General features: G+C 65.5%; 12 protein-coding genes. 3 read left to right on the top strand and 9 right to left on the bottom strand.

The genetic code is table 11. From position 1 onward, the window contains the following. Nucleotides 1–44 precede the first annotated feature (44 nt). Nucleotides 45–1,049 (top strand): quinone oxidoreductase family protein, encoded by a 1,005-nt coding sequence (locus tag AAE027_RS01250; RefSeq protein WP_370985135.1) that lies wholly within the window; start codon nt 45–47, stop codon nt 1,047–1,049. A gap of 115 nt (nt 1,050–1,164) precedes the next feature. After that, nucleotides 1,165–2,244, top strand: a complete 1,080-nt coding sequence (locus AAE027_RS01245) for a YeeE/YedE family protein (RefSeq protein WP_370985136.1) — start codon at nt 1,165–1,167, stop codon at nt 2,242–2,244. 1 nt (nt 2,245) lies between these two features. On the opposite strand, the gene AAE027_RS01240 is transcribed toward AAE027_RS01245, so the two are convergent. Genes AAE027_RS01240 through AAE027_RS01220 form a run of 5 tightly spaced genes read right to left on the bottom strand, consistent with a single transcriptional unit; the run spans nt 2,246 to nt 7,004 of the window. Continuing rightward, nucleotides 2,246–3,469 (bottom strand): bifunctional alpha/beta hydrolase/OsmC family protein, encoded by a 1,224-nt coding sequence (locus tag AAE027_RS01240; RefSeq protein ID WP_370985137.1) that lies wholly within the window; start codon nt 3,467–3,469, stop codon nt 2,246–2,248. A gap of 26 nt (nt 3,470–3,495) precedes the next feature. Next, nucleotides 3,496–4,158, bottom strand: coding sequence for a sulfite oxidase-like oxidoreductase (locus AAE027_RS01235; protein WP_370985138.1), 663 nt, complete (start codon nt 4,156–4,158; stop codon nt 3,496–3,498). A 3-nt stretch (nt 4,159–4,161) separates the two neighbouring features. Beyond that, a complete protein-coding gene (locus AAE027_RS01230; protein ID WP_370985139.1) occupies nt 4,162–5,484 on the bottom strand; it encodes an MFS transporter in 1,323 nt (440 codons plus the stop codon). 33 nt (nt 5,485–5,517) lie between these two features. Beyond that, the gene (locus AAE027_RS01225; protein WP_370985140.1) at nt 5,518–6,738 is read right to left on the bottom strand and encodes a cytochrome P450; all 1,221 of its coding nucleotides are present in this window, start codon (nt 6,736–6,738) and stop codon (nt 5,518–5,520) included. 56 nt (nt 6,739–6,794) lie between these two features. Further along, nucleotides 6,795–7,004, bottom strand: coding sequence for a ferredoxin (locus tag AAE027_RS01220; RefSeq protein ID WP_018648108.1), 210 nt, complete (start codon nt 7,002–7,004; stop codon nt 6,795–6,797). 133 nt (nt 7,005–7,137) lie between these two features. On the opposite strand from AAE027_RS01220, the gene AAE027_RS01215 reads away from it, so the two are divergent. Continuing rightward, the gene (locus AAE027_RS01215; protein ID WP_370985142.1) at nt 7,138–7,782 is read left to right on the top strand and encodes a TetR/AcrR family transcriptional regulator; all 645 of its coding nucleotides are present in this window, start codon (nt 7,138–7,140) and stop codon (nt 7,780–7,782) included. Here the strand turns inward: AAE027_RS01215 and AAE027_RS01210 are convergent. The 4 genes from AAE027_RS01210 to AAE027_RS01195 form a co-directional block, all read right to left on the bottom strand. Further along, nucleotides 7,779–8,417: an aspartate/glutamate racemase family protein gene (locus AAE027_RS01210; RefSeq protein ID WP_249760487.1), complete on the bottom strand. Its 639-nt coding sequence runs from the start codon at nt 8,415–8,417 to the stop codon at nt 7,779–7,781. The genes AAE027_RS01215 and AAE027_RS01210 overlap by 4 nt on opposite strands. Nucleotides 8,418–8,574: 157 nt before the next feature. Next, nucleotides 8,575–9,588: an amino acid ABC transporter substrate-binding protein gene (locus AAE027_RS01205; RefSeq protein WP_091895341.1), complete on the bottom strand. Its 1,014-nt coding sequence runs from the start codon at nt 9,586–9,588 to the stop codon at nt 8,575–8,577. Nucleotides 9,589–9,600: 12 nt separating this feature from the next. Next, nucleotides 9,601–10,950 (bottom strand): aspartate aminotransferase family protein, encoded by a 1,350-nt coding sequence (locus tag AAE027_RS01200; RefSeq protein ID WP_370985143.1) that lies wholly within the window; start codon nt 10,948–10,950, stop codon nt 9,601–9,603. 3 nt (nt 10,951–10,953) lie between these two features. Further along, complete coding sequence (locus AAE027_RS01195) at nt 10,954–11,826, bottom strand: MurR/RpiR family transcriptional regulator (RefSeq protein WP_370985144.1); 873 nt, start codon at nt 11,824–11,826, stop codon at nt 10,954–10,956. Between the last annotated feature and the right edge of the window lie 76 nt (nt 11,827–11,902).

Genomic DNA, 11,902 nt, shown 5'->3' with positions numbered 1-11,902 from the left:
GGCCCCAAAGGCGACAAGGCCGGCAAGAAATCACGGGTCTTTCGATGTCGCCAGCCGATACCAAAACCGTCGAAGCGCGCTGCGTCCGCCTCAATGCCAAGGCCGAGAATGCCGCGGCACTTGCGCCGGTGGTCGAGCCTCAGACGCTCACGCCTGGTCCGAACGATCTCCTGATCGAGGTGAAAGCTGCTGCCGTCAATCCATCCGACGTCAAAGCCGCGACGGGGTTGATGCCTTACGCTGTCTTCCCGCGTACGCCCGGCCGTGACTACGCCGGCGTGGTGATGGACGGGCCGGCCGGGACGATCGGGCGCGAGGTGTTCGGCTCCTCCGGCGATCTCGGCATCCGCCGCGACGGCACTCACGCAACCCATCTCGTGGTCGAAGCCGATGCCGTGGTGGAGAAGCCGAGGACGGTGTCCTGGGAGGAAGCTGCCGGAATCGGCGTGCCCTTCGTCACGGCCATGGAAGGCTTTCGTCGCGCCGGCGTACCGAAGCCCGGCGAAATGGTGCTGGTCTTCGGCGTCAACGGCAAAGTCGGCCAGGCCGCCGTGCAGATCGCGACCTGGCAGGGCGCGCGCGTGATCGGCGTGGTGCGCAAAGCGGAGGCCTATGAAGGCCATAGCAACGCGCCGGTCGAGGTGATCGATGCTTCCACGACTGATGTCGCCACGCGCGTGCGCGATCTGACTGGCGGCAAAGGCGCGGACATCGTCTTCAACACGGTCGGCGATCCCTACTTCCAGGCGGCGCACAAGTCACTTGCCCTGCGCGGCCGCCAGATCCTGATCGCCGCGATCGACCGCGTCGTGCAGTTCAATATTCTCGAGTTCTACCGGGGCCAGCATACCTATGTCGGTGTCGACACGCTCGGCCTTTCGTCGGTGGCGACCGGTGCGGTGCTGCGCGACCTCGGTCCGGGCTTTGCGAGTGGGCATCTGAAACCGTTCCCAATCAAGGCGAGCGCCGTCTATCCGCTGCAGCGCGCCAGGGATGCTTATGTCGCTGTCGCTGGCTCGTCGCGCGACCGGGTGATCCTGAAGCCGTAACACACCGTCATTGCGAGCGCAGCGAAGCAATCCAGAAATGCACCCGCGGAGACAGACTAGATTGCTTCGCTGGGCTCGCAATGACGGAGATTGGCGAGAGTTCTGAGAACAACCAATGGAATCCACGCAACTCGTCATCCTCGCCGGCCTCGTCATCGGCCTGATCTATGGCGCCGTCGGCCTGCTCAGCGGCTTCTGCCTGATGAGCAGCATGCGCGGTTTTCTGGCGCGGGGCGACGGGCGGTTGGTGCGCACCTATGCGCTGGCGATTGCCGTTGCGATCGCTGCCAGCCAGTTGCTGGCGGGCAGCGGCACGATCGATCTCGGCAAGTCGATCTACCTGCAGCAGACGTTCTCGGCTCCGGTACTGTTCCTCGGCGGCCTGCTGTTCGGCTACGGCATGGTGCTGTCGAATGGCTGCGGCTCGCGGGCGCTGGTGCTGCTCGGCCGCGGCAATCTCCGTTCCTTCGTCGTCGTGATCGTGCTTGCGATTGCCGCGCAGATGACGCTCAAGGGCCTGATTGCACCGGCGCGTATCGCGCTGGTTCAGGCTTCTCAAACCACCGTCAACGCCAATTCGCTGCCGGCGCTGCTGGCAACGCTTGGCCCGGCTGAAGCTCTTTCGCGCGCGCTGGCCGCTGCCGCGCTCGTCGTCGGGCTGATCCTGTTTGCATTCGCGCATCCTGCATTTCGTCGCTCGCCGGGCCAGATCGCCGCGGGCGTCGTCGTCGGCCTGCTCGTCGCCGCTGGCTGGTTCGTCACCGGCTATCTCGGTGCTGACGACTTCAATCCCGTTCCGGTGACCTCGCTCACTTTCATCGCGCCGATTGCTGATAGCCTGCAATACGCCATGCTCTCGACCGGCCTGACACTCAATTTCGGCATCGCGACGGTCGCCGGCGTCTTCGCCGGGAGCCTGGTCACTGCGCTCGTCACGGGGCGCTTCAAGCTCGAAGGCTATTCTTCGCCGCGCCACATGCTGCGCTCGGGCACCGGCGCGGCGCTGATGGGGATCGGCGGCGTAATGGCGTTCGGCTGCTCGATCGGGCAGGGGCTCACCGGCATGTCGACGCTGGCGCTGGGCTCGTTCATCGCTGTTGCCGGCATTCTGCTTGGCACGACGGCGGGTCTGCGCGGTGCGTTGCGGGTCCAACCCTTCGAGGCGGCAACCGGGGCAGGTTCGCCGGCCGCTTGAATTACTCCACGGCCTTCGTCACGATGCGAATCTCCGATGTCAGCGTCCGGTGCACCGGGCACTTGTCGGCGATCTCCATCAGCCTCTTGCGCTGCTCGGCATCGAGCGCGCCCTCCATTGCAATGTCGCGCTCGATCTGGTCGAGCATGCCCTCGCGCGTCTCGCACTCCGAACAGTCCTTGGCGTAGATCTTGGAATGCTTCAGCGTGACGGTGACGCGGTCGAGCGGCAACGATTTGCGGTCGGCATAGAGGCGCATGGTCATGGAGGTGCAGGCGCCGAGGCCTGCGAGCAGGAAATCATAGGGCCCGGGACCAGCGTCCTCGCCGCCGGCAACCACAGGCTCGTCCGCCACCAGACGGTGCGGACCGACCGAGATGATCTGGTTGAACTTGCTCTTGCGGGTCTCCTGCACCACGACCTGGCGCGGCGTCTCGGGGAGATCCATCGCCTTCGCGGGCTTTGCGGTGTCGATGTAGCGGCTGGCCCAGGCCGCGATCACATCGGCCGCGTAGAGAGCGTCGGCAGGCGTCGTCAGCAGATGGTCGGCATGGTCGAGGGAGACGAAGCTCTTGGAGTGCTTCGCCGACACGAAGATCTTGGTCGCATTGTCGATGCCGACGGTGTCGTCGACCGGGGAGTGCATCACCAGAAGCGCCTTGTGCAGGCCGGTGACGTCCTTCATCAACTCATGCTCGATGATGTCGTCGAGGAATTCACGCCTGATCCGAAACGGGCGGCCCGCCAGCGAGACTTCCACTTCGCCCTGCGCGCGGATGTTATTGATGTGCTCTTTGAACAGCCCGGTGACGTGGGCCGGATCGGACGGCGCCGCGATGGTGGCAACCGCCTTGGCTTCAGGGATATGTCCTGCTGCCGCGAGGATCGCGGCACCGCCGAGGCTGTGGCCGATCAGGACGGACGGCGCCTTGCGCGTTGCGCGCAGATGATCGGCGGCGCGCACGAGATCGGTCACATTGGAGGAAAAGGTGGAATTGGCGAAATCGCCCTCGCTGGAGCCGAGCCCGGTGAAGTCGAACCGCAGCACCGCAATGCCCTTGGCGGCGAGCGCAACCGAGATGCGCTTGGCCGCCAGCGTATCCTTACCGCAGGTGAAGCAATGCGCGAACAGCGCGAAAGCCGCGGGCTCACCGTCCGGCAGTTCGAGCGCGGCCGAAAGCTGATGGCCGCCTTCACCCGTGAATTGAAAGCGTTCCGTCGGCATTGGACTTCCCCCGTCCTTTGTTGAACCTAATCGCCTGAATAGCGCTGCTCGGCCCAGGGATCGCCGCGGTTGTGATAGCCGCGGACTTCCCAGAAGCCCGGAGCGTCCTCAGTCAGGAATTCGATGGCCTGGAGCCATTTGGCACTCTTCCAGAAATACAGATGCGGCACGACCAGCCGCACCGGTCCGCCATGCTCCTCCGTCAGCGGCTGACCCGACCAGCTATGGGCGAGCAGCGCATCCTCGGCGGCGAAGTCCTCCAGCGCGAGATTGGTGGTGTAACCGTCATAGGAATGCAGCACGACGAAGCGCGTATCCTCGCGCGGCTGGCAGGCCGCGAGCAACTCACGCGTCGCGAGCCCGTCCCACTCATTGTCATAGCGCGACCAGGTCGTCACGCAGTGGATGTCGGAGGTGAACCGCGCCTGCTTCTGCGCGGTGAATTCGGCAAAGGTCCAGAACACCGGTCTCTCGACCGCGCCATAGACGTCGAGGCGCCAGCGCTCGCGCGATACCGGCGGCACGACCCCGAGATCGAGCACCGGCCAATCCTTGGTGAGGTGCTGGCCGGGCGGCAGCCTTTGGTCCTCCGGCCGCGTGATCTTCCCCGTGAGGAAGCGGCCCTCGCGCGCCCATTTCTCCTTGGTGCGCGTCAGCTTGCTGTCGGGCGGCTCGTTGTCGTCAGCCATGGCCTACTCGTGCCGATGCATTGCGGAGGCGTGCTTGGTGTCGCGCATGGTAGCATAGATGATCATCGACAGGCAGATGATACCGCTGAGATAGAAGTAGAACCATTCCTCGTGCCCGATGCTCTTGAAATAGAGCGCGATCGCCGGCGCCGTGCCGCCGAAGATCGAGACCGTAATGGCATAGGGCAGGCCGACGCCGAGCGCGCGGACATTGGTTGGGAACAGCTCGGCCTTCACCACCGCATTGATCGAGGTGTAGCCGGCGACGAACAGCCAAGCGGCGCAGATCAGGACGAACGCGACGAAGGGCGACTTGGTCTCCTTCAGCGTCATCAGCAGCGGCACGGTCGCGAGCGTGCCGGCGACACCGAAGAAGATCAGCAGCGGCTTGCGTCCGATCCTGTCGGAGATCGCGCCGTAGATCGGCTGGAGGATGGTCGCGAAAATCAAAGTGCCGAAGATCACGAAAGTGGTCTGGTCCTCGGTCAGCCCGACCGAGAGCTTGACGAAGGTCTGCATGTAGGTCGTGAATGTATAGAAAGCGGCGGTGCCGCCGGCGGTGAGGCCGACGACCAGCAAGAGCTCGCGCGGATAACGCAGCAGGTTGGTGATCGATCCGGTCGGCTTCACCACCTTCTTGGCCTCCTCGAACGCCTCGGTCTCGTGCAGGCCACGCCGCATCACCGCGGCGAAGATCGCAAGCGCCGCGCCGATTGCGAAGGGGATACGCCAACCCCAGTCCTTCAGCTCTGCCGGCGTGAGGAAGACCTTTTGCAGGAGCAGCAGCACGATGATTGCGGTGAGTTGGCCGCCGATCAGCGTCACGTACTGAAAGCTGGAATAGAAGCCGCGGTGCTTGGGGTCGGCGACTTCGCTGAGGTAAGTGGCACTGGCGCCATATTCGCCGCCGAGGCTCAAGCCCTCGATGACGCGGGCGAGCGCCAGGATCACCGGCGCCGCAAAGCCGATCGTGGCATAGGTCGGCGTCAGCGCGATGATCAGCGAGCCGAAGCACATGAAGACGACAGACAGAGTGAGCGAGATGCGGCGGCCGAAATGATCGGCGATATAGCCGAAGAACCAGCCGCCCAAGGGCCGCATCAGGAAGGTCGCCGCGAATACGACGGCGACGTTCAATTGCTGCACGACGGGGTCGTTACCGGGGAAGAACGCGGGAGCGAAGTAGAGCGCAAACGCCGTATAGGCGTAGAAATCGTACCACTCGACGAGATTGCCGATCGAGCCGATGAAGATCGCCTTGATCCGCCGCTCGGCGTCGGCGAGGTCAAAATACGCAGAGGCCGGGTTGGTTGCTTGCTCTGTCACGTCCGGCCTCTCCGTATCGTTGTTTGGAGAGGCCTACATCGCCTTTCCAAGCAGAAATGGCAACTGGCGGGGCCCTCTCACCGTGCCTTGCGACCAGGTCACGGTGCCTGCCGGGTCAAGAGCAAAATCCGGAATCCGCTTCAGCCATTCCTCCAGCGCAACCTGCATTTCCATGCGCGCAAGGTTGGAACCGACGCAGCGATGGATGCCGAGGCCGAAAGCGGCGTGACGGTTCTCGCGACGGTCGATCACGACTTTGTCAGCGTCCGGAAACATCTTGGGATCGCGGTTCGCGGCGGGGAAGGACAGCAGCACCATGTTGCCTGCTTTCACCGGGCAGCCCGAAATAGATGTGTCCTTGACCACCTCGCGCGCCATCGTCACCGGGGAATAGGCGCGCAGCAGCTCTTCCACCGCGGTTGGAATCAACCCTGGCTCGGCGATCAGCCGTTCACGATCGGTCGGCGTTTTCGCGAGATGCCAGAGCGAGGAACCGATCGCGCTCCAGGTGGTGTCGATGCCGGCGATCAGGAGCAGGCGCAGCGAGCCCAGCACGTGGGAGTCCTCGAGCGGATTGCCGTCCTTGTCCCTGGCGTTCATCAGGTAGGAGATCAGGTCGTCGGTCGGCTTCGTCTTGCGCGCCTCGATATGACCGCTGAAATAGGCGCTCATCTCCTCGACGGCCTGGAGCAGCTTGGTCTCGTCCCTGATGCCGAGCTCCAGGATCATGTGGATCCAGTCGACGAAGAGGTCGCTGTCGCTTTCGGGAATGCCGAGCATGTGCGCGATCGCGCGCACCGGAATGTGCTTCGTGTAGCGCGCCGCCGCGTCCACGCTCTTCTCGGTGATGAAGTCGTCGATCAGCTCGTTGCAGATGGCGCGGACCCGCGGCTCGAGCTTCTTCATCGCGTCCGGCGTGAACGGCGGCAGCAGCAATTGCTTGGCCGGCTTGTGCACGGGCGGGTCGGAGGTGATCGGCGGGGCCGCATTCCTGGCGATCTCCGGGCGCACGTCGCGGACGATGATGCGGCGGGAGGAGAAATGCTCGGTGTCGTTGGCGATCTCGCGCACGGCTGCATAGGTCGTCGGCAGATAGCAGCCGAGAAAGCGCTTGGTATGCACGACCGGGCTCGCGGCGCGCAGCTCGTCCCAGATCGGGAAGGGGTCGTCCGTCCATTGCGGATCGGTGTGGTCGAAATCATGGACCCAGTCGGTCACAGGCGGATGAGCGGCGGGTTGGCTGACGTCGGACATCTCGGAATCCCCAGGGGCTCGTGTTCGCGGAAGGCACGCACAACGCGGAAAGCACGCTACTCCTCGATCACATCGATTGCGATCTCCGGACAATTGGACTTGGCAAGCCAGGCTTTGTCTTCCAGTCCCGGCGGGACGGTGCCGTCTCCGGCTTCATGGGCGTTGCCGTATTCGTCGAGCTCGAACAGCTCCGGCGCGAGCGCCTTGCAGCGGGCGTGGCCCTGGCATTTGTCGGGATCGACGTGAACCTTCAGTCGCTCTGCCATTGCGGCTTCCTCGGTCGTGTGCGCGCGAGGCCCGAAGGCGGCGCGTTTCCTCATCTGCGTTCTATAAGTTATATCCTATTACATTCGCGACAGGCTTCCCCTGTCAAGCGCAAACTTATAGTCTCGCCGCGACATGCGCTCACAACTCGCCCGCAAGCCCGAGAAGACCTACCACCATGGCGATCTTCGCGATGCCTTGATCAAGGCCGCGCTGCGCGAAGCGGAACGCGGCGGCGCCGAGGCGATCAGCATCAAGGCGCTGGCCAAGCAGCTCGGCGTCTCGCAGCCGGCGCCATATCGGCATTTTGCCGACCGCGACGCCTTGCTCGCGGCGGTGACGGCGGAGGCGTTCCGGCAGCTCAGTGCAACCTTTCGGGCGGCGATGGCGAAACCGTCAGAGCAGTCGAAGCTGTCGCGGCTGGCGCAGGCAATGCTCGACTTCGGATTGCGCCGCAACGGCATCTATCGCCTGATGTTCGCGTCCCGCACAGTGTCCTGCGCCGCCAAGGGCAGCGAGCTGCATGAGGCCACGCGCGAGACGTTTGCGCTTGTCATCGAGGCCCTGGAGGTGCCTGCCGTCGGCTATTTGCGCGAACGGCAGGCCCTCAAGATCTGGGCGGCGCTGCACGGCGTGGTGATGCTGGCCGAGCAGGGCCTGTTCACCGGCGAGGCCGCACATGCCACGCGCGAGGATCTCGTCCAGGATTTCGTGAGCGAAACGAAGGCCGCGCTCGCGGTCGCGATCAAGGATGCCCGGCGAAAAAAGAACGGCGCTTAAGCCTTCGCCTTCAGCAGGCTCATCAGCTTCTCGACGGCGCTGTCCGGCGTCGTCACGACAGGGCGGCCGGTGGCTTCCGCAACCAGCGGCGCCGTTGCCGCGATGCTGAACTGCGCGAGCGCGATGACATCGCAATCGCGCAAATCGCGCGAGGCCTCCGCAATCAGCCGGTCGTGCGTGGCACGGTCGCCGCGGTCGAGAGCGGCCAGCGCGCCCTCGGCAAGTTTCGGCACGATTTGGACGGAAGCGGGAAATTCCGGCGGCATCGAGACCAGGGTCGGCGGGAAGGTCGAGAGCAGGCCGATGCGCTTACCCATGGTCACGGCACGCTCGATCATCGCCTCGTTCGGCTTCAGCACCGGCATCGGCGCATGCGCCCGCGCGACCGCATCGATGCAGGGACCGAAGGCCGAACAGGTGAACAAGATCCCGTCCGCCCCCGTCGCGACGGCGTAATCGCCGAGCGCCAGGAAGCGCTCGGTCATCGTGTCGGTGAGCGCACCGTCGCGCGCCAGATCCGCCGACAGGCTGTCGTCGAGCAGGTTCATCAGCCGCGCCTCGGGCCACGCCTGCGCGAACGCCGCCTCGATCGGCGCGATGGAGTGCTTGAGGGCGTGGATGAGGGCGATGCGCATGGGATGTCTCGTCTCCCTCGCCCCGCTTGCGGGGAGAGGGTGGGGTGAGGGGGAGTCTCCGCGGGGGCGGTGAGAGTTGGACTCGCGGAAGCTCCCTCTCACCCGACCGCTGCGCGGTCGACCTCTCCCCCGCAGGCGGGGAGAGGTGAAGCACCGTCTACTTGAACGGCAGCGCGTACATCAAGCCGCCCTTGCTCCAGAGGCCGTTGAGGCCGCGATCGAGCTTGAGCGTGCTGGCCTTGCCGACGTTGCGCTCATAGATCTCGCCATAATTGCCGGTGGCCTTGATCGCCGTGACCAGCCATTTGTTGTCGAGCCCAAGCCGCGAGCCGAGGTCGCCGGAGGCACCGAGGAGCCGCTGGATCGCAGGCGTCTGCGACTTCGCCATCTCGTCGACATTGGCTTGGGTGACGCCGAGTTCTTCGGCCTCGATCAGACCGTAATGCAGCCAGGTGATGATGTCGCTCCAGACCTCGTCGCCGTTGCGGGTGAAGGGGCCGAGTGGCTCCTTGCTGATGGTCTGCGACAGCACGACGTAGTCGGCCGGGTTCGGCGCCGCGGTCGTCACGGCACCCGCGAGCGCAGAGGCGTCCTGGGTCATGGCATCGCAGCGGCCGCCGAAGAAGGTCTGGTACATGGTGTCGATGCGGTCGAACACCAGCGGCTTCCAGTCGATGCCGTTGGCGCGGCCGTAATCACCCAGCGTGACCTCATGCGTGGTGCCTTGAGCCACGCAGACGGTGGCGCCCTTGAGGTCCTTCAGCTCCTTCACACCGAGGTCTTTCTTCACGACAAAGCCCTGGCCGTCGTAGAAGTTGATCGGCCCCTGCCGCAGGCCCAGCGTCACGCCGCGCAAGTATGTCTGGGTCGAGTTGCGGTAGAGCACGTCGATCTCGCCCGATTGCAGCGCGGTGAAGCGGTTCTGCGCGGTCAGCGAGACGTAACGCACCTTGTTGGGATCACCGAGCACGCCGGCCGCGAGGGCGCGGCAATAGTCGACGTCGAGACCCTTGTAGTTGCCTTGCGAATCCGGCGCGGAGAAGCCGGCAAAGCCGGCGCTGACGCCGCACACCAGCGTGCCGCGGCTCTTCACCGTGTCGAGCGTCGCGGCCGACGCGACCACCGTCGATGCCGCGAGCACGCCCGCTGCGATAACCACTTTCCTCATCATGCTAGTCTCCCCTCAGTGATTGACACTACGCAACACGTTGTCGACGGCCGTGCCGAGCCTGTCGACGATCAGGTCGATCTCGTCTGCGGAAGCGATATAGGGCGGCGCCAGCAGCACGTGGTCGCCGCGGACCCCATCCACGGTGCCGCCGCCGGGATAGCAGCCGAGCCCGTTGGCGAGCGCCTCCGCCTTGATTTTCTGGTGCAGCTTGAGCGCCGGGTCGAACGAGGTGCGGCTGGCGCGATCGGCGACGAGCTCGATCGCCCAGAACAGTCCGCGGCCCCTGATGTCGCCGACGTGGCGGTGATTGCCGAAGCGTTCGGTCAGCCGTTGCTCGAGTTGTCGTCCGCGCTCCCTGACCTGATCGAGCAGGCGCTCCTCGCGGATCACGTTTTGCACCGCGAGCGCGGCCGCGCAGGCGAGGGGATGCGCCAGATAGGTGTGACCGTGCTGGAACGCGCCGGAGCCGGCGCGGATCGTGTCGACGATCTTGCCGCTCGCGAGCATCGCGCCGATCGGCTGATAGCCGCCACCGAGACCCTTCGCGATCGCCTGGATGTCGGGCGCGATACCTTCCTGCTCCCAGGCGTGCGTGGTGCCGGTGCGGCCCATGCCGCACATGACCTCGTCGAGGATCAGCAGCGCGCCGTGTCGGTCGCAGATCTCGCGCATGGCCTTGAAGTAGCCGTCGGGTGCAGTCACGGCGCCGGCGGTGGCGCCGACGACGGGCTCGGCGAGGAACGCCGCGACGGTGCCGGGGCCAAGCCGCTGAAACTCGGCCTCGAGCTCGGCGGCAAGCCGCGCGACGAACTGCGCATCCGACTCGTCCTCGCTCTTCTCGTGATAGGCGAAGGCCGGCGTCACGTGGCTGAATGCCGCCGAGAGTAGCGGTGCATAGGGTGCGCGCCGCCAGGCATTGCCGCCGGCGGCCAGCGCGCCGAGCGTGTTGCCGTGATAGCTCTGCCGCCGGGCGATGAAGTGTTGCCGCTGCGGCTCGCCGCGCTCGATGAAATATTGCCGCGCGAGCTTGATGCTGGCCTCGATCGCCTCCGATCCGCCGCTGACGAAATAGGCGTAGGCGAGACCGCCGGGCTCGTGGCCGACCAGCACCTCAGCCAGCGCCTCGGCCGGCTCGGAGGAGAAGAACGCCGTATGAGCATAGGCGAGCGTCGCGGCCTGCTTCGCCATCGCCGCGATCACGCGCGGGTGCTGGTGCCCGAGGCAGGAGACGGCCGCGCCGCCGGAGGCGTCGATGATGCGCCGGCCGTCTTCGGCGAAGAGATAGACGCCTTCGCCGCCGATCGCTTTGGGCGGCGTTTCGCGCAACGAGCGGTGCAGCACGCGGCTGGTGCGAGCGGCCATGGGTCAACCTTTCTCTGGGACGTAAGTGGAGGTCGCAGCGAGTCGCGCCTCGGTACTTTCCAGACGCTTCTTCGCGGCAACGCCGCCGAGCGAGAACGTGACCGCCGCGAGCGACTGCGCGATCGCAATCGCGCCGGTGAGGCTCGGAAAGAAGCCCGGAGAGGACGCCGCCTCAAACTGCAGCACGTGGTCGGCGCCCTCGGCCATTGGTGCCGATGGGCTATCCGCGATGGCGATCAGTGTCGCGCCGGCGCGATAGGCCGCCTGTGCGACGCGGACGCTTGCATGCGTGTAGGGTAGGAAGCCGACGACGATAACGGCTTCCCGGGGCCGGAACGCGCCGAGATCGAGGTCGTCGGGCCCGGAAGCGCCGACGAGCTGGACCTGCTCGGGCCGGAACAGTCGCAGCTCGTAGTTCAGCAATTCCGCGACGCTGCGGCAGCTGCGATAGCCGGCGATCCAGATCCGCTTGGCATCGTGCAGCGCGCGGGCAGCTTCCGCGATCGGGTGTGCCGGGATCCGCGGAAGGCCGGCGGCCTCGGCCGCAAGCTTGTTGGTGACGAGCGCGACATCGGCGTTCGGCCCGTGGCGACGGCCTCTTGCGCGGCCGGAGAAGGGCGCGGTCTGCGACGGCCGCCGCGCCTCGGTCAGCGCCGCGCGCAACTCCTCCCAGCCCGAATAGCCGATCGCCTTCGCAAGCCGCGTGAACGCGGCAGGATCGGCGCCGGCTTCCGCCGCGAGATCGCGCATCGAACGGGTGGTGGCGTCGTAATCGTTGGCGGCGACGAAGCGTCCGACCTCCTGCAAGCGCATCGGGAGCGATGGCAATGCAATACGCAGCTCGCTCAACGGCGAGGATTTCGCGGGCTCGGCCATGAAACATTTGTTGCATGAATCGAAGTTTGGTGCAACAGTTGACGTGCGCTGCCGGAAATCGCTGCCCCTTGAGAAG

The sequence above is a fragment of the Bradyrhizobium sp. DN3 genome (genome assembly GCF_041357655.1).
GTDB lineage: Bacteria > Pseudomonadota > Alphaproteobacteria > Rhizobiales > Xanthobacteraceae > Bradyrhizobium.
This window is presented reverse-complemented; position numbering and strand designations above follow the sequence as displayed.